Here is a 21271-nt window from a genome sequence, read left to right on the forward strand (position 1 = left end):
AGTCTTCGCGCCGCGGGCGCGTGCGTGCGTTGAAGTCGTCATGCCCGGCCTTGTGCCGGGCATCCACGTCCTTCGCTCCGCGGAGAAAGAAAGACGTGGATGGCCGGGTCAAGCCCGACCATGACGGAGAGAGATCAGCTCGATTTCTCTCCGTTGTCGTCCTTGGTCAAAAATCCCTTCGCCTGCATCGCAAGATGCACCCTGTTGGCGAAGGTCGCGTCCGTGCCCTTGGCGATCAGTGCGGCGTGCTCGGCGACCGCGTCGCAGAGTGCCGCCACCCATTCGTTGTCGGCCTTGGCGAAGTCCGACAGCACGTGGCCGTGCACCAGCTCCTTGACGCCGGGGTGACCGATGCCGAGGCGCACGCGGCGATAATCGTTGCCGATATGCGCCGAGATCGAGCGCAGGCCGTTATGGCCGGCGATGCCGCCGCCGATCTTCACCCGCACCTTGCCCGGCGGCAGCTCGAGCTCGTCGTGGAACACGGTGGTGTCGCCAGGTGCGATCTTGAAGAAGCTCGCCGCTTCCTGAACGCTGCGGCCGGACTCGTTCATGTAGGTCGTGGGCTTGAGCAGGATCACGCGCTCAGTGCCGAGCGCCCCTTCCGAGGTCTCGCCCTGAAAGCGGCGGCGCCACGGCGCAAAGCCATGACGCCGCGCGATCTCGTCGACGGCCATGAAGCCGATATTGTGCCGGTTACGTGCGTATTTCGCGCCGGGATTGCCGAGCCCAACAAAGAGTCGCATGACGCGGCGCGCCCCCGCTCGGCGCGCGGTCGAAGACCGCGCGCCAGCTTCGAGAGATTACTTCTTCTTGTCGCCGCCGGCGGGAGCCTTGGCAGCAGCGGCAGGAGCAGCAGCAGCCGGAGCCGCGGCACCAGCAGCCGGAGCAGCCGCAGCGCCCGGGGCCGCACCAGCAGCGGCAGCGGCAGCCGCTGCCTTCTGCTCTTCGGCGTAACCGGACGGCGGCACGATGGTGACGAGGGTCGCGTCCTCGCGGGTCAGCGCCTTCACGCCGGCCGGCAGCTTGACGTCGGCCAGATGCAGGGAGTGACCGATCTCGAGCGAGCCGACATCGGCCTCGATGTATTGCGGGATGCTCTCGACGCCGCATTCGAGGTCGATGGCGTGGGCGACGATGTTGACGGTGCCGCCGCGCTTCACGCCCGGGGAGGTTTCCGCCTTCACCACGTGCAGGGGAACGCTGATGCGGATGGTGGCGCCTTCGCCGAGTCGCATGAAGTCGACATGGATCGGGAAGTCCTTGACCGGATCGAGGTGGTAGTCGCGCGGAATGACGCGGTGCTTCTTGCCCTCGAGGTCGATGTCGACCAGCGTGGTCAGGAACCGGCCGGCGAGGATGCGCTGGCGCAGTTCACGATCTTCGATCGAGATCGTCAGCGGGGGCTGGTTGTTGCCGTAGATCACTCCGGGCACTCGCCCGGCGCGACGCTCAGCCCGGGCGGCCCCCTTGCCGCTCTTCGGACGTGCGGTCGCCTTCAATTCCTTGACGGTCGTCGCCATGTCGTTAAGTCCTTGTTTTTGCAAAAGTTAATGGGCCGCAAGGCGGCCCATGGCATAATCCGCAGCAAGCCTCCAGGGGTGCGGGGGCCGCGGACGTGGCGGGCTTTTACCCGGAAGCTGCGGAAATGACAAGGAGAATGGGCTGATAGGCCGGGGGTCGCCCCTCCCCGGAGGGCCCGGACTCTTACCCTCCCCTGGAGGGGGAGAGTCGATCGCGCGAAGCGCGAGCGGGGTGGGGTGATCTCTCCCCACGGGCACTGTTCGAGTGGAGAGATCACCCCACCCCGGCGCTGCTGCGCGCCGACCCTCCCCCTCCAGGGGAGGGTCAGAGAGAGCGCGCTTTACGACGTCGGGGTCCCCCCCAGTTTCGCCTCCAGCGCTGCGATCCGCGCCTTCAGCGCTTCGTTCTCCTCGCGCGCCAGGCGCGCCATGTCCTTGACCGCCTCGAACTCCTCGCGCTTGACGAGATCCATGTCGCGCAGGAATTTTTCGGCCTGGGTGCGCATCACGGAATCGAACTCGCGCTTGACGCCCTGGGCGGCACCGGCGGCGTCGTTCATCAGGCGGCCGATCTCGTCGAAAAACCGGTTGCTGGTCTGGGTCATTGTGGGCCTCCGATAAACTTTGCGCGAACTCACGCAGACAATGGCAATCCGACGGGGCCGGTTCAAGGGCGAAGCGGCGGTATCCTTGTCATGCGCCGGTTTCCTTGCAATCGTATTCAACGTCCCTGCATAAGAGGAATCACGGGCGTCTGCCGGCGCCCGACCGCCGCGATCCCGCTTGGACATAGAAGGCGCGATGCCGTTTCTGCTGATCGACTTTCCCGCCTTCAAGCCGATCGCGATCGAGATCGGCCCGTTCGCGATCCGCTGGTACGCGCTGGCCTATATCTGCGGCATCGTGTTCGGCTGGCTCTATGCGCGCTCGCTGCTGAAGAAAGAGCGCCTGTGGGGCGGGCCGGCGCCGATGTCGCTGGTGCAGATCGACGACTTCATCCTGTGGGTCACGCTCGGCATCATCCTCGGCGGCCGCACCGGCTACGTGCTGTTCTACAACCTGCCCTTCTTTATCGATCATCCCGCCGCGATCTTCAAATTGTGGGAGGGCGGGATGTCGTTCCACGGCGGCTTTCTCGGCTGCGTCGTCGCGGTGATGTGGTTCGCCTATCGCAATGGCATCTCGATCCTGTCGCTCGGCGACATCACCACCGCCGTCGCCCCGGTCGGGCTCTTGCTCGGACGCATAGCCAATTTCATCAACGGCGAATTGTGGGGCCGCGCCACGGACCCGAGCCTGCCCTGGGCGATGATCTTCCCCAACGATCCGACTCAGCTGCCGCGGCATCCGAGCCAGCTCTACGAAGCGGGCATGGAGGGCATCCTGCTGTTCACCGTGCTCGCGATCATGATCCGCTTCGGCGCCTTGAAGCGGCCCGGCATGATCCTCGGCAGCTTCATCCTGATCTACGGCCTGACCCGCATCGCCGGCGAGCATTTCCGCGAGCCGGACGCGCAGCTCGGTTTCCTCTGGGGCGGATTAACCATGGGCATGCTGTTGTCGATACCGATGCTTATTGTCGGCCTAATACTTATTGTATGGGCTGTCAGGCGCGGTGCGCCGACGCCCGTCCAGGCCATTCGTTGATTCATTTCGAGAAGATCGCCGTGACCGACCAGCCGCTCCTCAACGAGATCAAGGCGCTGATCAAATCCTCCGGGCCCATGCCGGTCTGGCGGTACATGGAACTGTGCCTGATGCACCCGCGCTACGGCTATTACGTCTCGCGCGATCCGCTTGGGCGCGAGGGCGACTTCACCACGGCGCCCGAAGTCAGCCAGATGTTCGGCGAGCTGTTGGGACTGTGGACCGCCTCGGTCTGGAAGCAGATGGGCTCGCCGCAATTCTTGCGGCTGATCGAGCTCGGCCCCGGCCGCGGCACCATGATGGCGGATGCGCTGCGCGCCCTTCGCGTGCTGCCGCCGCTCTACCAGGCGCTCCACATCCACATGGTCGAGGTCAATCCCGTGTTGCGCGACCGGCAGAGCGCGACGCTGGCGAACGTCCGCAACATCGCCTGGCACGACAGCATCGACGAGGTGCCGGAAGGACCGAGCATCATCCTCGCCAACGAATATTTCGACGTGCTGCCAATTCACCAGATGGTCCGGCTCGAGAACGGCTGGCACGAGCGCGCGATCGAGATCGATCCCAACGGAAAGCTTCAGTTCGGCGCGGCGCCGGAGCCGACGCCGCGCTTCGACGTGCTGCTGCCGCCCCTGGTGCGCGCCGCCCCCATCGGTGCCGTGTTCGAGTGGCGCCCCGACGGCGAGATCATGAAGCTCGCCACGCGCGTGCGCGACCAGGACGGCGCGGCGCTGATCATCGATTACGGCCATCTGCGCAGCGACGCCGGCGATACCTTCCAGGCCATCGCGCGCCACACCTTCGCCGACCCCTTGAAGGCGCCGGGCCAGGCCGACGTCACCGCCCATGTCGACTTCCAGGCGCTGGCGCGCGCGGCCGAAGATGTCGGCGCGCGCGTGCATGGGCCGGTCACGCAAGGCGACTTCCTCAAGCGGATCGGCATCGACACCCGCGCCGCGGCCCTGATGCAGAAAGCTGCGCCCGACGTCGCCACCGACATTTCGGTGGCACTCAAGCGCCTGACCGATACCGGACGTGGCGGCATGGGGTCGATGTTCAAGGTGCTCGGCATCTCCGAGCCGCGGCTGACGAGCCTTGCCGGCCTCAGCGATCTCGAACGGGCAGGAGAGGCCTCATGACGATTGCTTCGTCGCTGCTGTCCGCCGTGCCGGGCCTGCACCATGCCTTCTTCACCCGCGAGGGCGGCGTCTCCGGCGGCATCTATTCCGCGCTGAACGGCGGGCTCGGCTCCAACGACGATCAGGCCCTGGTCGCCGAGAACCGGCGCCGCATGGCCGAGCACGTCGGCGTTGCGCCCGAACGCTTCATCAGCCTGCACCAGATCCATTCGCCCGACGTGCTGGTTGCCGAGGCACCGTGGCCGACCGGGCCGCGACCGAAAGGCGACGCGCTGGTCACGAAGACGCCGGGCATCGCGCTCGGCGTCTCCACCGCCGATTGCGGGCCGGTGTTGTTCGTCGATCCGAAGGCGCGCGTCATCGGCGGCGCGCACGCGGGGTGGAAGGGCGCGCTGACAGGCGTGCTGGAAGCGACCATCGCGGCGATGGAGAAGCTCGGCGCCACGCGCGGCGGCATCATCGCCGCGATCGGCCCCTTGATCCGCCAGGACAGCTACGAGGTCGGCAACGAGTTCGTCGCGCGCTTCATCGAACAGGATGCGGAGAACGCCATGTTCTTCATCCCCTCGGTGCGCGAGGGGCACGCGATGTTCGACCTGGCCGGCTTCATCCGCCGGCGGCTCGAGGCCGCCGGCATCCTGATGATCGACGATCTTGGTCTCGACACCTATTCCGACGAGCGCTTCTTCAGCTATCGCCGCTCGGTGCATCGTCAGGAGCCGGATTACGGCCGCCACGTTCACGCCATTGCGCTGGAGGGGTGAGATCTCGTGCCCCGGACGCGGCGCAGAAGGTAAGTGATGCGCCGCTGAGCCGGGGCCCATGCCTCTGCAAGGTCAATCTCGGCGACAATCTGGGTCCCGGCTCAGCGCAGCGGCGCTGCGCGCCGCAGCGCGTCCGGGACACAAGAATGACGGTGAGGATGTGTCGCGCCTGCCCTAGACCTTAATCGATTTTAACGATATCGCTGCCCTCCATAATGAGGGACGCGTCATTCATCTTCCGCCGCGCGGGTTCGCGCGTGCTGGCGGTCATGCTGCTGGCGGCGGCGGCCGCGCTTGGCGGCTGCGCCGGTGGTGGCGGCAGTGCCGCCAATTCCTATGCGATGGCGCCGAGCGCCGGCAGCGGGGCCACGGTCGCCTTCGAATCGATCGACGGCCCACCGCCGCAGGTGTTCGACCGCATGGTCGGCGTGCTCGACAGCGAATCCAAGCTGCGCAGCCTGTCCGTGGTCTCCCGCGAGGGCACGGCTGCCTATCGCGTGCGCAGCTACCTCTCCGCCCAGGTGGTGCGCGGCAAGACCGTGATCGCCTGGGTCTGGGACGTCTACGACGCCAACCAGCAGCGCGCGCTACGCCTGTCCGGCGAGGAACCGACCTCGGCCAAGGGCGGCCGCGACGCGACACGTGATGCTTGGGCGGCTGCCGACGACCTCGTGCTGCGGAAGATCGCCCAGGCCGGATTCAGCGGACTTTCCAACATGATCAACGGGACGCCGGATGCGCCTGGCGCGGCTCCGGCGTTGCGGGGACCGGCGGTGGCAAGCGTCGTCAAGGACGCTCCCGCGCCTGATATGCCGGCATCGGTGCTCGGCTATGCCGAGCAATAACCCCCGCTAAACCACGGCCGCAACTTGCGGCCAAGCCGTTGGCCCGACTCAGGATTTTCAAAGGGAAAACGTAGCATCCCGGGTTGCCATTGCGGCCTTCCGCCTGATATTTCCTCGCCCGTCGTAACCGTGCTGCCAGCGGGTATTTTCTGATGTTGAAGGTCGTATCCAGCAAAGCGCGGGAGGAAGCGTCCATGTCGGCCAAAAACGGCTCCATCAAGCTCGTCGCCGGCAACTCCAATCCGGCCCTCGCCCAGGCGATCGCGCAGGGCCTCGACCTGCCGCTGACCAAGGCGGTGGTGCGGCGCTTCGCCGACATGGAGATCTTCGTCGAGATCCAGGAGAACGTCCGCGGCTCGGATGCCTTCATCATCCAGTCGACCTCGTTCCCCGCCAACGACCATCTGATGGAATTGCTCATCATCACCGACGCGCTGCGCCGCTCCTCGGCGCGCCGCATCACCGCGGTGCTGCCCTATTTCGGCTACGCCAGGCAGGACCGTAAGTCCGGTTCGCGCACGCCGATCTCGGCCAAGCTCGTCGCCAACATGATCACGCAGGCCGGCGTCGACCGCGTCATGACGCTCGACCTGCATGCCGGCCAGATCCAGGGCTTCTTCGACATCCCGACCGACAACCTGTTCGCCGCGCCGCTGATGGTGCGCGACATCAAGGACAAGTTCGACCTGACCAAGACGATGGTGGTCTCGCCCGACGTCGGCGGCGTCGCCCGCGCGCGCGGCCTCGCCAAGCGCATCAACACCCCGCTCGCCATCGTCGACAAGCGCCGCGAGCGGCCGGGCGAGTCCGAGGTCATGAACGTGATCGGCGACGTCTCCGGCCACACCTGCATCCTCGTCGACGACATCGTCGATTCCGGCGGCACGCTGGTGAATGCGGCCGATGCGCTGCTCGCCAAGGGGGCCAAGGACGTCTACGCCTACATCACCCACGGCGTGCTCTCCGGCGGCGCCGCCGCGCGCATCTCCGGCTCCAAGCTGAAGGAGCTGGTGATCACCGACTCCATCCTGCCAACCGATGCGGTGACCAAGGCGCCGAACATCCGCACCCTGCCGATCGCCAGCCTGATCTCGGACGCGATCGCGCGCACGGCGGCGGAAGAGTCGGTCTCAAGCCTGTTCGACTGACACCGTCATTCCGGGGCGGCGCGCCAGCGCCGGACCCGGAATCCATCTTGCAGCAATCCTTGTCGATCAATGGATTCCGGGTTCGCGCTAGGCGCGCCCCGGAATGACCATTGCCTACCCCACGATCCCGGCCGCGACCTGGCCGCGCAGGCGCGCCAGGCCGTGCAACGTCTCCGCACAGGCGGTCGCGACTTCGACGCCCTTGATCGCAAAGTGCTTGCGGAAGAAATCGTAATGCACCTCGGTCTCGTGGAATTGCTGCGGCGTCAGCACGGCCGAGAACACCGGCACCTCCGTGCGCAGCTGCACGTCCATCAGCGCCTTGATCACGGTGTCGGCGACGAATTCGTGGCGGTAGATGCCGCCGTCGACGACGAGGCCGGCCGCGACGATCGCGGTATAGCGCCGCGTCTTGGCGAGGACCTGCGCGTGCAGCGGGATCTCGAACGAGCCGGGCACCTCGAACACGTCGACATGGGTGAGGTGGCGGGCTTCCGCCTCCTTCATGAAGGCGATGCGGGCTTCCGCGACCACGTCGCGGTGCCAGCAGGCCTGCACGAAGGCCACCCGCTGCGGCTTGGCGAAGCGCGGATGCGCAGGTGCCGGGTCCGCGGGAACCGGCGGCGGCTGTACTTGGGACGTTTCGGTTTGGGGATCTTGCAGCATCTGATTCATGGCTTTCCTCGGTTTAAGGACCAGAATCAGGGCACACGGAACGACAAACAGCCGCACCTTGCGATGCGTCTGCCAGCGACCGTTCTCTTTCATCCGGACTTTAACCGTCGGCTTCGGAGTTGCACCGAATCTGCTGACCCTTCCCTTCGGGAGACCCCTCACGGAAGGCGCTCGCGGGCTTGGACCTTTCGGCCCTTACCGCCGGTGGGGACTTTCACCCCGCCCTGAGAACATCGGCCGCCCGGAATGAACGGCCTATCAGGAAATATGCCGCCCGCGAGCCGGCGCGGCAAGCGCGTTCCGCATGGGCAAATCGCATGGTCCCATGCTGCCGCGGCGGTCCAGCCCTCCCAGGGCGGAATTAACGATTGGCGTCCGCCCTGCGATTTGATTCCGGTTTGTTCTCCTGCATCCGGAACGAAGACTTCCGACGTTAAGAATTGTGGCGGAGATGAGCTGTGGACGAACGAGTCCTGGCTTGTGGACGGACTCGCGACCCCGTTGCGCAGATTCCGCAAATCACATCACTTGATCCGCGACAGGCCCGCGCTGATCCGAGGGATCGCAACAGCGACTCCGAGGAGATTGCAAAGGCTAATCCGAGGGGACGCCGTAGCGACGTTTAGGGAGCGCGCGCCGGGCCCAACCGCGTGCGTATCAACGACAACAAGAAGGCAAGAGGTCGAGACGGCATGTCCCTGCTCGAAGGCACTATCGATTCCAGAAACCATCCGCTCGCGGTGGTCGAGGACATCGCCGCCAGCAATAACTGGCCGTTCGAACGCTCCGGCGAGGACGAGCTCACGATTGTCTCCAAGGGACAATGGACCGACTACCAGCTCTCCTTCACCTGGATGGGAGAGATCGAGGCGCTGCATCTGGCCTGCGCCTTCGACATGAAGATTCCGCCCGCGCGCCGCGGCGAGGTGCAGCGGCTCGTCGCCGCCGTGAACGAGCAGCTGTGGGTCGGCCATTTCGACCTGTGGACCAACACCGGCATGGTGATGCACCGCCAGGCCCTGGTGCTGCCGGGCGGCCTCACCGCTTCGCCCGCGCAATGCGAGGTCATGCTCGCCGGCGCCATCCATGCCTGCGAGCGCTACTTCCCCGCGTTCCAGTTCGTGGTGTGGGCCGGCAAGACCACCGCGCAGGCGATGGACGCGGCGATGTTCGACACGGTCGGCGAGGCTTAGGGCTCGCAAGACTTTGGGGAGCCGCAGCTCCCTCCCCACGTCATCCGGTCAAGCGCGCCCAAAGCGCGCGCCGATCCGGGATCCATACCGCGTGATGTCTGTCGTGGCACGCGGCTTGTTGCCGACACCTCGATCCACTAGAACCGCCTGTGGTTATGGATCCCCGCCTTCGCGGGGATGACGCCTGAGTGTGTGGCAGCAGCGATGGCAAACAACCCCCTCCAAAACATCACGGGCACCATCCTGCTCGCCGGCGCCGGCAAGATGGGCGGTGCGATGCTGACCGGATGGCTTTCGGGCGGACTCGATCCGCGCCGCGTCGCGGTGATCGAGCCGCACATTGCGCCCGAGATCTCCGCGCTGGCCGCCAAGGGGGTCGTGCTCAATCCTGATGTGAAGACCGCAGGCGCTGTCGAGACGCTGGTCGTGGCGGTGAAGCCGCAGATGTTCCGCGAGGCCGGCGCCAAGCTGAAGCCGTTCGTCTCGGACAAGACCTCGGTGGTCTCGATCATGGCGGGCACCACGATCGCCTCGCTCCAGGAGGTCTGCGGCGGCGCCGTGGTGCGCGCAATGCCGAACACGCCGGCCGCGATCGGCCGCGGCATCACCGTCGCTGTCGCGGCGAGCAACGTCAGCGCCGCGCAGCGCGCGGTGGCGGATGCGCTGCTGCGCGCCACCGGCTCGGTCGAGTGGGTCGAGGACGAAGGCCTGATGGACGCGGTCACCGCCGTGTCCGGCTCGGGCCCGGCCTATGTGTTCCTGCTCGCCGAAGAGCTCGCCCGCGCCGGCGTTGAAGCGGGATTGCCCGAAGCGCTGGCGACCAAGCTCGCGCGCGAGACAGTCGCCGGCTCCGGCGAGCTGCTGCACCAGTCGGAGCTGCCGTCGAGCACGCTGCGCCAGAACGTCACCTCGCCCGGCGGCACCACGGCCGCAGCGCTCGGCGTGCTGATGGGCGAGCCGGGATTGCGCGAGCTCATGATCCGCGCCATCGCCGCCGCGACGCAGCGGTCGAAGGAATTGGCGAAGTAAACAGGTGGCGCGCGCTACGCCCCGAGCCGCTTGTTGAACATCTCGACATTGACGAGTCCGCGTGCGTGGCGGCCTTCGCCGAGCTTGCGCGTGCCCTCGAACGCCTCGACCTCGAAGCGGATGACGCGGCGCTCGACCGCGACCACCTTTGCGGTGGTCCGCACGGTCGCGCCGACGCGCGCGGCGGCGAGATGGCGGATGTCGACCTCGGTGCCGACCGTGACCCAGCCCGGCTGAAGCGCGGCGCGGATCGCATCGCCCGATGTCATCTCCATCTCCAGGATCATCATCGGCGTCGCGTAGACAAAAGGCATGCCTGATACGAAATGCCCGACGGTGCGCTCCACCGGGACCACCAGCGTGCGCTCGGCGCTCATGCCGATCTTAATGAAGTCGCGTGCGTCCATGGTGCTTGCTCGGTGTCGTCCCGGACAAGCGCGCCTCAAACGCGCGCCGATCCGGGATCCATAACCACAGGGCGTTGTGGTTACGGGGACTCGGAGTTACCGCTTCGTCAGATAACCACTGCCTGTGGTTATGGATCCCGGACCTGCGCCGACGCTTGTCCGGGACGACAGTTGTGTTTGACGCTACTGCGCGGGCTACTTCTTCGCCGCTGCCGCGCGCTCCACGAAGGTCTTGCCGCCCTTCATCTTGTGGCGGAGCGGGGCTTCGTTGATCTGGATGACGACGGCATCGGCATCGACGCCGAGATTCTTCACCAGCGCCTGCGTGATGTCGCGCATCATGCCGGCCTTCTGCTCGTCGGTGCGGCCTTCGGCCATGCTGATGGTGATCTCAGGCATTTTTCTCTCCCTTGCTGCCGAACACCGGCCATTGACGGTCGCCATCAAACAAGACGTGGATGCCCGGGACAAGCCCGCGCATGACGGCGTCAGCGAATAGCTAGCCCCAGCTCACGTCATGGCGGGCCAGGACCTCGCGCACCTTGGCGACGAGATCGGCTTCGCTGCACGAGAACTGCGCCGGCCGGGTCTCGCGCCATTCCTGATTGGAGGCGATCGCGGCGGCCGCCTTGGCGCCCTCGATCAGGTCCTTGACCTGCACCTCGCCGCGCGCCTTTTCATCCGAGCCCTGGATGATGACGCAGGGTGAGTTGCGGCGGTCGGCATATTTGAGCTGGTTGCCCATGTTCTTGGGATTGCCCAGATAGAGCTCGGCGCGGATGCCGGCACCTCGCAAGCTTGCGACCATCTTCTGATAGTCGGCGACGCGGTCGCGGTCGAACACGGTGACGACGACGGGGCCGAATTCGGGCCGTGTGTCGAGCTTGCCGAGCAGCGTCAGCGCCGCCTGCAGCCGCGACACGCCGATCGAGAATCCGGTTGCCGGCACCGGCTCGCCGCGGAAGCGCGAGACCAGGCCGTCATAACGCCCGCCGCCGCCGACCGAGCCGAAGCGCACCGGGCGGCCCTTCTCGTCCTTGGTGTCGAGCAGCAGCTCGACCTCGTAGACGGGGCCGGTGTAATATTCGAGGCCGCGCACGACGGAGGGATCGATCTTGATGCGGTCCGCACCATAGCCCGAAGCCGTGACCAGTCTTGCAATCTCTTCCAGCTCGCTGACGCCGGCCTGACCGACCTCGCTCTTGGCGAGATAGGTTTCTGCCGCAGCAATTGCTTCTTTCCAATCCTCGCGCGGCTTGGTGATGGCGAGAACAACGTCGGCTTCCGCCGCGCTCAAATTGGCGCCTTTGGTGAAGTCGCCCTTGCCTTCCTCGCCGCCGTCCCAGCGTCCGGGACCAAGCAGCTTGCGCACTTCGTCCGCGGAAAACTTGTCGAGCTTGTCGATCGCGCGCAGCACGGTCAGTCTGCGCGCCGCATTTTCCTCACCCGCGAGGCCAATGGCTTCCAGAACGCCGTCGAGCACCTTGCGATTGTTCACCTTCACCACATACTGGCCGCGCGCGATCCCGAGTGCCTCCATCGTATCCGCCGCCATCATGCAGATCTCGGCATCCGCCGCCGGCGTCGCCGAGCCGACCGTGTCGGCATCGAACTGCATGAACTGGCGGAAGCGGCCGGGGCCGGGCTTCTCGTTGCGGAACACATAGCCGGCACGGTAGCTGCGGTAGGGCTTCGGCAGCGTGTCGAAATTCTCGGCGACGTAGCGGGCGAGCGGCGCGGTCAGATCGTAGCGCAGGCTGATCCACTGCTCGTCGTCGTCCTGGAACGAGAACACGCCCTCGTTCGGACGATCCTGGTCGGGCAGGAATTTGCCAAGCGCGTCGGTGTATTCCATCGCCGGCGTCTCCACCGGCTCGAAACCGTAGAGCTCGTAGACGGCGCGGATCTTCTCGACCATCTCGCGCGTCGCCCGGATCGCGGCAGGATCGCGATCCTCGAGCCCGCGCGGCAGGCGCGCCTTCAGTTTCTGGGGTTTTTTGGGTTTCTCGGCCATGCGCGGCGTTTACCAGCCGCGGCGCGGGGCGGCAACTGCCCTACGGCTGCTCCATCCGCGCGCGGAGCGCGTCGGCGTCGGCTTTCGGCATGGATTTGAGCAGCGGCTTGATGGTTTCGCCGCCGACGATCTTGCCGTTGCGCATGAACATCCAGTCCGAAATGTCGGCCTCGGTGAACTTGACCGGGTCGCCTGCGTGTTTGCCCGGCAGATCGCGCGGCTCGTTGGCGAACAGGCCCGAATACGTCCCGCCGGGCTGCTTCTTCAGCTCGCCGATCCAGATGTGCTCGCCGCCCTTGCGGGTCGTAAAGTGCACCTTCAGGGCGTGTCCGGTCTCGGACGGCTTTGGCGATTCATAGGAGGTCCAGAAGGTGGGGAGCGTCGCGCGGGCCCGCGCGATCGCCGCGTTCATCTCGGGATCGCCGGTGCGTACGTCGACGATCGGCGAGCGGTCCTGCGCTGCGACCTCGTGCGTCGGGCCGACGGTCAGGATGCCGAAAACGCAAACGCCGGTAATGGCGGCGAGAACGACCCATTTCATGGGTTGGAAGAGTTTCATTGCCATGATCGCGATGTCCAGGATGCTTGTTGTGTCCTGGCTTTGTCGCATGTCGGCAGCAGCGCGTTCAGTGCGCAAAAGTCCACAAACGTTGCGCGTCTTACCCTCCCCTGGAGGGGTCCGGGACGAGCGTAGCTCGCCCGTGGGTCGGCTCGCATCTGAGCGTAGCGAAGATGAGAGACAGGGTGGGGTGACGGTCTCTCCACATCGAACACTGCCCGAGTGGAGAGATCACCCCACCCCGCTCGCGCTGCGCGCGATCGACCCTCCCCCTCAAGGGGAGCGTGAGGTGAAGAGATCAAAACACCTTGCGGATCCAGTTGTGCGGATCGTTGGTGCGGCCGTACTGGATGTCGACGAGCTGCTTGCGCAGGCCCATGGCGACGGGGCCGGCGGCGCCGCCCGAGATCTCGAAATCGCCGCTGACCGAACGCACCTTGCCGATCGGCGAGATCACGGCGGCGGTGCCGCAGGCGAAGGCTTCCTTGAGCCTGCCGCTCGCCGCATCCTTGCGCCACTGCTCGAGAGAATAGGGTTCTTCGCGCACCGTCTTGCCGGCGTCGCGGGCGAGCGTGATGATAGAGTCGCGGGTGATGCCGGGCAGGATGGTGCCGAGCGGCGGCGTCGACAGCGAGCCGTCGTCGAACACGAAGAACACGTTCATGCCGCCGAGCTCCTCGACGTAGCGGCGCTCGACCGCGTCGAGAAAGACGACCTGGTCACAGCCGTGCTGGATCGCCTCGGCCTGGGCGCGCAGGCTGGCGGCATAATTGCCGCCGCATTTGACCGCGCCGGTGCCGCCGATCGCGGCGCGCGTGTAGTTCTCGGACACCCAGATCGAGACCGGCGCCGGCCCGCCCTTGAAGTAGGAGCCGACCGGCGAGGCGATCACCGCAAAGATGTATTCGGACGACGGCTTGACGCCGAGGAAGGTCTCGCTCGCGATCATGAACGGGCGCAAGTAAAGGCTGCCCTCGCCGCCCGGCATCCAGGCGCGGTCGATGCGCACGACCTGCTCGACCGCCTCGATGAAGACGTCTTCGGGCAGCTGCGCCATCGCCATGCGATCGGCCGAGTCCTTGAAGCGACGCGCATTGGCGTCGGGACGGAACAGGTTCACGCCGCCGTCGTCGCGCTTGTAAGCCTTCAGGCCTTCGAAGATTTCCTGGGCGTAGTGCAGGACCGCGCCGGCGGGATCGAGCTGGAAGTTGGCGCGCGCCTCGATCTTCGCCTCGTACCAGCCGCCCTTGGCCTGGTTATAGCGGACGATCGCCATGTGATCGGTAAACACCCGCCCGAAGCCGGGATCCACCAGCTTGGCGACACGGTCCTTCTCAGGCGTCGGATTGGATGCGGGCTGGATGTCGAATGTCATGCTCATGTCCTTGCCTCCCGCTGCCGGTGGCGGCGCTGTTTCTCGCGCCCGCCTGCCCGTTCGGGCCCGGCTGGCTTGATTGGGTTTCTGGCCGGACCGCCACCAGCCATGTTACGGCCGGTTTCCGCGGCCAGCATGTCCCCGAGGACATGCTTTTGCGGAAGGCGGAAGTCCAGTATGTTTTGCCGAAATGCCGCTCGACAATCGCACGGTAGATCTGCTTCGGCCGTCGCCGCCTGTCCGGCACTCTCCGGCCGTCCTGCTCCGATGCCACCCGGCGCGAAACGATCTAAAATTTCGTGCGGGTCGATCGTTTTGTAACATTGAACCCAAGATACGTCAATATGCCTGACATAAATTTCGCGACTCCTTCCCAAGACGCTGCCGCGCCCCGGCCGGCCGCAGGCGATGGAGGCAATTTGCGCTGGGATATCATCGAGCTGCTGTTCTTCGCCTATCGCGATTTCGTCGGCGATCCCGACCAGGAGCTGGAGGCCTTCGGCTTCGGCCGGGCCCATCACCGGGTCATGCACTTCGTCTACCGATATCCTGGGCTGAAGGTCGCCGACCTGCTCGACGTCCTGCGCATTACAAAACAGTCGCTCGGCCGGGTGCTGAAGCAGCTCCTGGACGAGGGCTATATCTTGCAGAAGACCGGCGACAATGACCGCCGCCAGCGCCTGCTCTACGCGACGCCGAAGGGCGAGGCGCTGGTGCAGAAGCTCGCCGGCCTGCAGACCACGCGAATCACCAGGGCGCTCGCCGAGATGGCGCCGCAGGATGCCGAGACGGTCAAGCGCTTCCTGCGCGCGATGATCGACCGCGACGATCCGGACAAGGTGCTCGAGACGATCTTCGCTTCCGTCAACCAAGACGCCAAGGAGTGACCGTGCCGCTCGCTGCCACGCTCGCCCGCCCGCCGGTGCAACCGGCCGACGATGCCCCGCATCTGCTGCTGGTCGATGACGACCGCCGCATCCGCGACCTGCTCTCGCGCTTTCTTGCGAGTGAAGGCTACCGCGTCACCACCGCGGCGAGCGCCGGCGATGCGCGCTCGAAGCTCATGGGCCTGCATTTCGATCTCCTGATCCTCGACGTCATGATGCCCGGCGAGACCGGCTTCGACCTCGCCCGCTTCATTCGCACCTCGTCCTCGGTGCCGATCGTGATGCTGACGGCGCGCCACGAGGCGGAAGCTCGCATCGAGGGCTTGCAGATCGGCGCCGACGATTACGTGGCAAAGCCGTTCGAGCCGCGCGAGCTGGCGCTGCGCATCAACAACATTCTCAAGCGCGCCGCACCACCGCCGCAGGCCACGGCCGTCGAGAAGGTCGCGTTCGGCCCCTATGTCTACCATCTCGAACGTGGCGAATTGCGCCAGGGCGAGGAGGTCATCCACCTCACCGACCGCGAGCGCGAGATGCTGCGGATTCTCGCGGAGACCCCGGGCGAGACGGTGCCGCGCAGCGCGCTGACCGGCAATGGCAGCGTCAACGAGCGCGCCGTCGACGTGCAGATCAACCGCCTCCGGCGCAAGATCGAGACCGATCCTGCCAATCCGCTGTTCCTGCAGGCGGTGCGCGGCATCGGCTACCGCCTGGTGGCCTCGCCATAAATCAGTGAAGCGCGCGAGATGAGCACGATCGATACCGGCCTGACGCTTCTGAAGAGCGCCGCCGGCCGCGTCTCCGCCGCCAATGGCTGGATGGGCAACGCGTTCAAGGGCTGGATGCCGACCGGCCTCTACGCCCGCGCGCTCCTCATCATGATCGTGCCGATGGTGGTGCTGCAATCGGTCGTCGCCTTCGTGTTCATGGAGCGGCACTGGAACACGGTGACGCGCCGCCTGTCGGCCGCGGTGGTGCAGGACATCGCTGCGCTGATCGACGTCTACAAGGGCTATCCGCAGGATAAGGACCGCAACGAGATCCGCCGCATCGCGCAGCAGCGGCTCGGCCTCGTCGTCGATTTCCTGCCCGCCGGCGACATGCCGCCGCCGGGACCAAAACCGTTCTTCTCGCTGCTCGACCAGACGCTGTCGGTGCAGCTCGGCCGCCAGATCGGCCGCTCGTTCTGGATCGACACGGTCGGCCGCTCCAATCTGGTCGAGATCCGCATCCAGCTCGACGATGCCGTGATGCGCGTGTTCGCGCAGCGCAGCGCCGCCTATGCCTCGAACTCGGAAATCTTCCTGTTCTGGATGGTCGGCACGTCCTCGATCCTGTTGATCGTCGCGGTGCTGTTCCTGCGCAACCAGATCAAGCCGATCCTGCGCCTCGCCGATGCCGCCGAGAGTTTCGGCAAGGGCCGCGAGGCCCCGAATTTCCGCCCGCGCGGCGCGCGCGAGGTGCGGCGCGCGGCGGTCGCCTTCCTGGAGATGAAGTCGCGCATCGAGCGCACGATGGAGCAGCGCACCGCGATGCTCGCCGGCGTCAGCCACGATCTGCGCACCATCCTGACCCGCTTCAAGCTCGAGCTGGCGCTGATCGGCGACAGCCCCGAGCTCGAGGGCATGCGCAAGGACGTCGACGAGATGTCGATGATGCTGGAGGATTACCTCGCGTTTGCCCGCGGCGATTCCGGCGAGCAGTCGCAGCCGACCGACATGGCGCAGGCGCTCGAGGAGCTGCGCAGCGATGCCGAGCGCCACGGCCATACCGCGACCGTCGCGTTCAACGGCCTGCCCGTGGTGACGGTGAAGCCGGCCTCGTTCAAGCGCTGCCTCGCCAACCTCGTCACCAACGCAGCGCGCTACGGCAAGAACATCGCCATCACCGGCCAGCGCGATCACCGTTATTTGACCGTCACCGTCGATGACGACGGCCCGGGCATTCCCGCCCACTTGCGCGAAGAGGTGTTCAAGCCGTTCCTGCGGCTGGACAACGCCCGCAACCAGGACGAAGGCGGCACCGGCTTGGGGCTTGCGATCGCCCGCGACATCGCCCGCTCGCATGGCGGCGACATTACGCTGGGTGACAGCTCCATGGGGGGATTGAGGGCGAGCGTAAGGATACCGGTGTAGGTGCGGCCTTCCCTTCTCCCCTTGTGGGACCCTCAAGGGGAGAAGGGAAAGAGCACCTACTTCGGCAGCAGCGCCTTCAGCTTGTCCATGTCGCGCATGTTCATCTTGAAGCCGCCCGGCATGACGATGTCACCGGGCTTCTGATCCGGCTTGCAGGCTCCGAGCCACCTGGCCTGCAGCGTCGTTGTGCTGTCGCGCCCGGCCGTGCCGGCGACGCCGCCTTGCGCATGCGAGGTCGTCTTCACCGTGTAGGCCGAGTTGAAATCCCCGGTGATCTCGGCATGCGAGGTCGTGCTGACGCCGGCGACGCTGCACTCGGAATCGCTGACATAGCCGGTCGCGGTCTTCTTGATCTCCTGCTTGGCGCAGATCTGCTTGGCCATCGGGGAGACGTTGTTGCTCATCTCCTTGTCGACGGTTTCGTCGGTGCAGTGCTGCATGGTCATCTCGGGCACGGGCGAGCCTGATGTGACCAGCTTCATTTCCCAAAGACCGGCCTTGCGCACAGGGAGGTCGTCGGCGCCGGCGCTGCCTGCCGACAGCGCGAGGCAAAGCATCGAGCCGAGCAAAGCGAGTTTGCGCGTCATGTCGGAGGCTCCCGGCTGAGAGAAGTGCGGCCTTGCGACAACGCCTCAGTACAGCGTGCGGATCGGCCGATCGGCGGCGCCATAGGGCACCCAGCGGCAGGAGAACGAGATGTAACCGCCCTCATAGGCCTGCACGCCCAGGAATTTCACGACCTTGCCGTAGCGCGCGCAATGATCGACCGCGACCTGTCGCGCATCGACCTGGGTCGCCATCGAATAGGCGATGATGCCGCCGGTGTCGTTGCCCTTGAATGGCGGCACATAGTCGGCGCGCGCCGACTGGCTCGCCATCAGACCCGAGACAACCAGGCTGGCGAGAAAACCCGCGGCCGCAATGATTCGCATTCCCGTCACTCCAATTGGCTGGCGGCAGTTTACGGTGCCGGGACCGGCGTGAAAAGAACCGAACCCCCGTTGGCCGCGCGATCTTGGTCAAGTCCTGGCGAAGTGTTGCCGCGCTGCACTTGACCTCCCCCAACCTTCGCGGCACCGTCCGACCTTCGCAAGACCTAGCTGTCCGGATTGACCATGCGCGCCCCCTCCCAGAAATCGCTCCGCTTTGCCGCCGTGCTCGGCCTCATGTTCGGAGCGCTGTCGCTCGGCGAGGCCAGGGCCGCCAATCCGCTCGAGATGAATTTCTGGCTGAGCGGGCCGCGCTATGACGGCGCCGTGGCCGATTGCGACAGGGCGCTGCCGACGATCGCCACCCAGTTCTGGGAAAAAGAAAGCTCGTTCTGGAATTCCCCGTTGAAGATCACCGGCTTCTCCGCCGTTCGCGAGGTCGCGTTCCGTCCCTGGCAGTCCGACAACATTCCGCGCCGTTATTGCACCGCTGATGCCATGCTCACCGACGGCAAGGTGCGCAAGGTGCATTTCTCGCTGGTCGAAGACGGCGGCTTTGCCGGTTACGGCAACGGCGTCGAATGGTGCGTGGTCGGGCTCGACCGCAACTGGGCCTATAACCCGGCCTGCCGCGCCGCCAGGCCCTGACCCGCAGCGGCTGATTCGGGCTGATCAGCCGGCCGACGACTGTCGCCCCAATTTTGTTCTTGAAATGTTCCCATCGCCTGCTAGGCTGTGTGCACAGTCTAGTTGAGGGGCGTCGCCATGTTTCACTCCAGATTGCGTTCGTTGTCCCGTCTGATGATCTCGCTGACCCTCGCTGCGGGGTTGGTCACCCTCGCCGGCGGTGCGAAGGCGCAGGACAAGCGGCAGAACGCACCCGGCGAGTTCGATTTCTATGTGCTGTCGCTGTCGTGGTCGCCCTCGTTCTGCGAGGAAGCAGCCGAACGCGGCGGCCGGTCCCAGATGCAATGCGGCGGACGGCCTTACGCCTTCGTGGTGCATGGGCTGTGGCCGCAATACGAGAACGGTTTTCCGGAATATTGCCAGCGGCCGGCACCGCGGCTGAGCCGCAACATCGTCTCCTCGATGCTCGACCTGATGCCGGCGCCGGGCCTGATCTTCAACGAGTGGGACAAGCACGGCACCTGTTCCGGCCTCGAGGGCCGCAGCTATTTCGAGATGATCCGCAAGGCGCGCGCCGCAATCAAGATTCCGGCCGAGTATCTCGATCTGTCGCAGGCCAAGACCGTCGCGCCGGCGGAGGTCGAGGAAGCCTTCATCAAGGCCAATCCAGGTCTCAGCAATGCCGCCGTCTCGGTCACCTGCAACCGGACACGGCTGTCCGAGGTCCGCATCTGCCTCAGCAAGGACCTGCAATTCCGCGCCTGCGACGAGATCGAGCGCCGCGCCTGCCGCCGCGACCAGGTGACGATGCCGCCGATCAGGGGCGGGTAGGCACGCTTTCGTGCCCCGGATGCAGCGCAAATGCGCCGCGAACAGCGGCGTGGTGCACTGCTGATCCGGGGTCCATCACGCAAGAAGTTGCTGGGTCCCGGCTCAGCGGCGCAGCGTTACACGCTGCACCGCGTCCGGGACACGTGATCGTGGCTCTTTGCTCAAGCCATCACGTGGCGTAGTGCTCTTGCCATGAACTACCGCCACGCCTTCCACGCCGGCAGCTTCGCCGATGTCATCAAGCACATCGTGCTGGCGCGCATCCTCACTTATCTGCAGGACAAGCCGGCAGCGTTCCGCGTCATCGACACCCATGCCGGTGCCGGCCTCTACGATCTCGACAGCGACGAGTCGCGCCGCGGCGGCGAATGGCTGACCGGCATTGCGCGGCTGCTGCAGGCGCGCCTGTCGAACGAGAGCGCGGCGCTGATGAAGCCCTATCTCGACATCGTCCGCGCCTTCAATCCGAAGGGCGAGCTTAAGGTCTATCCGGGCTCGCCGCTGATCGCGCGCGGCCTGCTCAGGCCGCAGGACCGGCTCGTCGCCTGCGAGCTCGAGCCGAAGGCACGGAAAGCGCTAATCGATGCGCTGCGTCGCGACGAGCAGGCCCGCGTGGTCGATCTCGACGGTTGGGTGGCGCTACCGGCCTTCGTGCCGCCGAAGGAGCGGCGCGGCCTTGTGCTGATCGATCCGCCCTTCGAGGCCAAGGACGAGTTCGAGCGACTCGGCGAAGTCTTCTCGGCGGCGTTCGCGAAATGGCCGACCGGTATCTACGTAATCTGGTATCCCGCCAAGAACCGGCGGGCCACCGACACGCTGGCGCAAACGGTGGCGCGGCTCGCAGCTGCAGCAAAGCCGCCCGGAAAATGCCTGCGCCTCGAATTCAGCGTCGCGCCGCAAGCCGACAGTGGCGCCCTCACCTCCACCGGGCTCCTGATCGTCAACCCGCCCTATACGCTGCACGGCGAGCTCAAGACCATTCTGCCGGAGCTGGAAATACCGCTCGGCCAGGGCGGGGCTGCCAGATTCCGACTGGAGGTGCCCAAGCCTTAACGCCAGGCCGTAACACTCCGGCATTCTTGGGAAAAATATGCAGGACCGGTAGTCAATCTGCAGAGAACCGTATTATGCTATTTCTGTGACTGGCTTTACGTTCCGCTTCCGCGAATGGTTGCGGCGGAGTGAAGGCCCTAAGAAAGATCCCGCCGGACCGATCAGGTTCGTCCAAGGGATGGCCAGCTCCCGGGCTCCGTAAGGCCCGGTCATGTCGCGACGTGAGTCTGCGTCGCGGCGGAGGAGCAATGAGGGGGAGTTTCCCGATGGCCATGACGGGAACGGTCAAGTTCTTCAACGGCGAGCGCGGCTACGGCTTCATCAAGCCTGACGACGGCGGTCGCGATGTCTTCGTTCACATCACCGCTGTGGAGCGGGCGGGACTGAAGGACCTTGCCGAAGGACAGCGTATTACTTTCGAAGTCGAACCGGACAAGAAGGGGAAGGGACCGAAGGCGGTCAATCTGGTGATCCTCTCCTAGCGAGCCTGG

Annotated in this window: 25 protein-coding genes and 1 riboswitch; of the genes, 14 read left to right on the forward strand and 11 right to left on the reverse strand. The window is 65.8% G+C overall.

Going from position 1 to position 21271, the window contains the following annotated elements; genetic code table 11:
- Positions 1 to 134 precede the first annotated feature (134 nt).
- From pth to N2604_RS35985, 3 genes are all read right to left on the reverse strand, one after another.
- Positions 135 to 746, reverse strand: coding sequence for an aminoacyl-tRNA hydrolase (gene pth / locus N2604_RS35975; protein WP_260372665.1), 612 nt, complete (start codon positions 744 to 746; stop codon positions 135 to 137).
- Between the two features lie 57 nt (positions 747 to 803).
- On the reverse strand, positions 804 to 1523 hold the full coding sequence (locus tag N2604_RS35980; RefSeq protein ID WP_260372666.1) for a 50S ribosomal protein L25/general stress protein Ctc: 720 nt from the start codon (positions 1521 to 1523) through the stop codon (positions 804 to 806).
- 341 nt (positions 1524 to 1864) lie between these two features.
- Positions 1865 to 2128, reverse strand: a complete 264-nt coding sequence (locus tag N2604_RS35985) for an accessory factor UbiK family protein (RefSeq protein ID WP_260372667.1) — start codon at positions 2126 to 2128, stop codon at positions 1865 to 1867.
- A 196-nt stretch (positions 2129 to 2324) separates the two neighbouring features.
- On the opposite strand from N2604_RS35985, the gene lgt reads away from it, so the two are divergent.
- From lgt to N2604_RS36010, 5 genes are all read left to right on the forward strand, one after another.
- The gene (gene lgt / locus N2604_RS35990; RefSeq protein ID WP_260372668.1) at positions 2325 to 3170 is read left to right on the forward strand and encodes a prolipoprotein diacylglyceryl transferase; all 846 of its coding nucleotides are present in this window, start codon (positions 2325 to 2327) and stop codon (positions 3168 to 3170) included.
- 20 nt (positions 3171 to 3190) lie between these two features.
- The gene (locus N2604_RS35995) at positions 3191 to 4309 is read left to right on the forward strand and encodes a class I SAM-dependent methyltransferase (protein WP_260372669.1); all 1119 of its coding nucleotides are present in this window, start codon (positions 3191 to 3193) and stop codon (positions 4307 to 4309) included.
- Positions 4306 to 5073, forward strand: a complete 768-nt coding sequence (gene pgeF, locus N2604_RS36000) for a peptidoglycan editing factor PgeF (protein WP_260372670.1) — start codon at positions 4306 to 4308, stop codon at positions 5071 to 5073. The genes N2604_RS35995 and pgeF overlap by 4 nt, the downstream gene beginning before the upstream one ends.
- Before the next feature lie 215 nt (positions 5074 to 5288).
- Positions 5289 to 5918, forward strand: coding sequence for a hypothetical protein (locus N2604_RS36005; protein ID WP_260372671.1), 630 nt, complete (start codon positions 5289 to 5291; stop codon positions 5916 to 5918).
- A gap of 194 nt (positions 5919 to 6112) precedes the next feature.
- Entirely contained in the window at positions 6113 to 7066 is a 954-nt protein-coding gene (locus tag N2604_RS36010) for a ribose-phosphate pyrophosphokinase (protein ID WP_260372672.1), read from the forward strand.
- Between the two features lie 114 nt (positions 7067 to 7180).
- Here N2604_RS36010 and N2604_RS36015 read toward each other — a convergent pair whose 3' ends face one another.
- On the reverse strand, positions 7181 to 7741 hold the full coding sequence (locus tag N2604_RS36015; RefSeq protein ID WP_260372673.1) for a 6,7-dimethyl-8-ribityllumazine synthase: 561 nt from the start codon (positions 7739 to 7741) through the stop codon (positions 7181 to 7183).
- 77 nt (positions 7742 to 7818) lie between these two features.
- Positions 7819 to 7977: riboswitch (FMN riboswitch) on the reverse strand.
- A gap of 456 nt (positions 7978 to 8433) precedes the next feature.
- On the opposite strand from N2604_RS36015, the gene N2604_RS36020 reads away from it, so the two are divergent.
- On the forward strand, positions 8434 to 8934 hold the full coding sequence (locus N2604_RS36020; RefSeq protein WP_212259371.1) for a YbjN domain-containing protein: 501 nt from the start codon (positions 8434 to 8436) through the stop codon (positions 8932 to 8934).
- A 204-nt stretch (positions 8935 to 9138) separates the two neighbouring features.
- A complete protein-coding gene (gene proC, locus N2604_RS36025; RefSeq protein ID WP_260372674.1) occupies positions 9139 to 9963 on the forward strand; it encodes a pyrroline-5-carboxylate reductase in 825 nt (274 codons plus the stop codon).
- Positions 9964 to 9977: 14 nt separating this feature from the next.
- On the opposite strand, the gene N2604_RS36030 is transcribed toward proC, so the two are convergent.
- The 5 genes from N2604_RS36030 to N2604_RS36050 form a co-directional block, all read right to left on the reverse strand.
- Positions 9978 to 10370, reverse strand: coding sequence for a thioesterase family protein (locus N2604_RS36030; protein ID WP_260372675.1), 393 nt, complete (start codon positions 10368 to 10370; stop codon positions 9978 to 9980).
- Positions 10371 to 10565: 195 nt separating this feature from the next.
- The gene (locus N2604_RS36035; RefSeq protein ID WP_025033847.1) at positions 10566 to 10769 is read right to left on the reverse strand and encodes a tautomerase family protein; all 204 of its coding nucleotides are present in this window, start codon (positions 10767 to 10769) and stop codon (positions 10566 to 10568) included.
- Positions 10770 to 10869: 100 nt separating this feature from the next.
- On the reverse strand, positions 10870 to 12384 hold the full coding sequence (gene hisS, locus N2604_RS36040) for a histidine--tRNA ligase (RefSeq protein ID WP_260372676.1): 1515 nt from the start codon (positions 12382 to 12384) through the stop codon (positions 10870 to 10872).
- Between the two features lie 40 nt (positions 12385 to 12424).
- On the reverse strand, positions 12425 to 12949 hold the full coding sequence (locus N2604_RS36045; RefSeq protein ID WP_260372677.1) for a YegJ family protein: 525 nt from the start codon (positions 12947 to 12949) through the stop codon (positions 12425 to 12427).
- 292 nt (positions 12950 to 13241) lie between these two features.
- A complete protein-coding gene (locus N2604_RS36050; RefSeq protein ID WP_260372678.1) occupies positions 13242 to 14324 on the reverse strand; it encodes a branched-chain amino acid aminotransferase in 1083 nt (360 codons plus the stop codon).
- 338 nt (positions 14325 to 14662) lie between these two features.
- On the opposite strand from N2604_RS36050, the gene N2604_RS36055 reads away from it, so the two are divergent.
- The 3 genes from N2604_RS36055 to N2604_RS36065 are packed head-to-tail and all read left to right on the forward strand — an operon-like array spanning position 14663 to position 17340.
- Positions 14663 to 15205, forward strand: coding sequence for a MarR family winged helix-turn-helix transcriptional regulator (locus tag N2604_RS36055; RefSeq protein WP_260372679.1), 543 nt, complete (start codon positions 14663 to 14665; stop codon positions 15203 to 15205).
- Positions 15202 to 15933, forward strand: a complete 732-nt coding sequence (locus N2604_RS36060) for a response regulator (RefSeq protein WP_260372680.1) — start codon at positions 15202 to 15204, stop codon at positions 15931 to 15933. Before N2604_RS36055 ends, N2604_RS36060 begins: the two co-directional genes overlap by 4 nt.
- Before the next feature lie 18 nt (positions 15934 to 15951).
- On the forward strand, positions 15952 to 17340 hold the full coding sequence (locus N2604_RS36065; protein WP_260372681.1) for an ATP-binding protein: 1389 nt from the start codon (positions 15952 to 15954) through the stop codon (positions 17338 to 17340).
- Between the two features lie 56 nt (positions 17341 to 17396).
- Here N2604_RS36065 and N2604_RS36070 read toward each other — a convergent pair whose 3' ends face one another.
- A complete protein-coding gene (locus N2604_RS36070; RefSeq protein WP_260372682.1) occupies positions 17397 to 17927 on the reverse strand; it encodes a DUF3617 family protein in 531 nt (176 codons plus the stop codon).
- 45 nt (positions 17928 to 17972) lie between these two features.
- Entirely contained in the window at positions 17973 to 18272 is a 300-nt protein-coding gene (locus N2604_RS36075; RefSeq protein WP_260372683.1) for a hypothetical protein, read from the reverse strand.
- Positions 18273 to 18455: 183 nt separating this feature from the next.
- Here N2604_RS36075 and N2604_RS36080 point away from each other — a divergent pair, with 183 nt between their 5' ends.
- From N2604_RS36080 to N2604_RS36095, 4 genes are all read left to right on the forward strand, one after another.
- A complete protein-coding gene (locus tag N2604_RS36080) occupies positions 18456 to 18917 on the forward strand; it encodes a hypothetical protein (RefSeq protein ID WP_260372684.1) in 462 nt (153 codons plus the stop codon).
- Positions 18918 to 19034: 117 nt separating this feature from the next.
- The gene (locus tag N2604_RS36085) at positions 19035 to 19727 is read left to right on the forward strand and encodes a ribonuclease T2 (RefSeq protein ID WP_260372685.1); all 693 of its coding nucleotides are present in this window, start codon (positions 19035 to 19037) and stop codon (positions 19725 to 19727) included.
- 192 nt (positions 19728 to 19919) lie between these two features.
- Complete coding sequence (locus tag N2604_RS36090; RefSeq protein WP_260372686.1) at positions 19920 to 20780, forward strand: 23S rRNA (adenine(2030)-N(6))-methyltransferase RlmJ; 861 nt, start codon at positions 19920 to 19922, stop codon at positions 20778 to 20780.
- Positions 20781 to 21046: 266 nt separating this feature from the next.
- Positions 21047 to 21262: a cold-shock protein gene (locus N2604_RS36095; RefSeq protein ID WP_008544396.1), complete on the forward strand. Its 216-nt coding sequence runs from the start codon at positions 21047 to 21049 to the stop codon at positions 21260 to 21262.
- The last annotated feature ends 9 nt before the right edge of the window (positions 21263 to 21271 follow it).

The organism is Bradyrhizobium sp. CB1015 (genome assembly GCF_025200925.1).
Taxonomy (GTDB): Bacteria; Pseudomonadota; Alphaproteobacteria; order Rhizobiales; family Xanthobacteraceae; genus Bradyrhizobium.

Coding starts and splice junctions, on each gene's coding strand:
- pth (WP_260372665.1), bottom strand. CDS start 746: ATGCGACTCTTTGTTGGGCTCGGCAATCCCGGCGCGAAATACGCACGT.
- N2604_RS35980 (WP_260372666.1), bottom strand. CDS start 1,523: ATGGCGACGACCGTCAAGGAATTGAAGGCGACCGCACGTCCGAAGAGC.
- N2604_RS35985 (WP_260372667.1), bottom strand. CDS start 2,128: ATGACCCAGACCAGCAACCGGTTTTTCGACGAGATCGGCCGCCTGATG.
- lgt (WP_260372668.1), top strand. CDS start 2,325: ATGCCGTTTCTGCTGATCGACTTTCCCGCCTTCAAGCCGATCGCGATC.
- pgeF (WP_260372670.1), top strand. CDS start 4,306: ATGACGATTGCTTCGTCGCTGCTGTCCGCCGTGCCGGGCCTGCACCAT.
- N2604_RS36005 (WP_260372671.1), top strand. CDS start 5,289: ATGAGGGACGCGTCATTCATCTTCCGCCGCGCGGGTTCGCGCGTGCTG.
- N2604_RS36010 (WP_260372672.1), top strand. CDS start 6,113: ATGTCGGCCAAAAACGGCTCCATCAAGCTCGTCGCCGGCAACTCCAAT.
- N2604_RS36015 (WP_260372673.1), bottom strand. CDS start 7,741: ATGAATCAGATGCTGCAAGATCCCCAAACCGAAACGTCCCAAGTACAG.
- N2604_RS36020 (WP_212259371.1), top strand. CDS start 8,434: ATGTCCCTGCTCGAAGGCACTATCGATTCCAGAAACCATCCGCTCGCG.
- proC (WP_260372674.1), top strand. CDS start 9,139: ATGGCAAACAACCCCCTCCAAAACATCACGGGCACCATCCTGCTCGCC.
- N2604_RS36030 (WP_260372675.1), bottom strand. CDS start 10,370: ATGGACGCACGCGACTTCATTAAGATCGGCATGAGCGCCGAGCGCACG.
- N2604_RS36035 (WP_025033847.1), bottom strand. CDS start 10,769: ATGCCTGAGATCACCATCAGCATGGCCGAAGGCCGCACCGACGAGCAG.
- hisS (WP_260372676.1), bottom strand. CDS start 12,384: ATGGCCGAGAAACCCAAAAAACCCCAGAAACTGAAGGCGCGCCTGCCG.
- N2604_RS36045 (WP_260372677.1), bottom strand. CDS start 12,949: ATGGCAATGAAACTCTTCCAACCCATGAAATGGGTCGTTCTCGCCGCC.
- N2604_RS36050 (WP_260372678.1), bottom strand. CDS start 14,324: ATGAGCATGACATTCGACATCCAGCCCGCATCCAATCCGACGCCTGAG.
- N2604_RS36055 (WP_260372679.1), top strand. CDS start 14,663: ATGCCTGACATAAATTTCGCGACTCCTTCCCAAGACGCTGCCGCGCCC.
- N2604_RS36065 (WP_260372681.1), top strand. CDS start 15,952: ATGAGCACGATCGATACCGGCCTGACGCTTCTGAAGAGCGCCGCCGGC.
- N2604_RS36070 (WP_260372682.1), bottom strand. CDS start 17,927: ATGACGCGCAAACTCGCTTTGCTCGGCTCGATGCTTTGCCTCGCGCTG.
- N2604_RS36075 (WP_260372683.1), bottom strand. CDS start 18,272: ATGCGAATCATTGCGGCCGCGGGTTTTCTCGCCAGCCTGGTTGTCTCG.
- N2604_RS36080 (WP_260372684.1), top strand. CDS start 18,456: ATGCGCGCCCCCTCCCAGAAATCGCTCCGCTTTGCCGCCGTGCTCGGC.
- N2604_RS36085 (WP_260372685.1), top strand. CDS start 19,035: ATGTTTCACTCCAGATTGCGTTCGTTGTCCCGTCTGATGATCTCGCTG.
- N2604_RS36090 (WP_260372686.1), top strand. CDS start 19,920: ATGAACTACCGCCACGCCTTCCACGCCGGCAGCTTCGCCGATGTCATC.
- N2604_RS36095 (WP_008544396.1), top strand. CDS start 21,047: ATGGCCATGACGGGAACGGTCAAGTTCTTCAACGGCGAGCGCGGCTAC.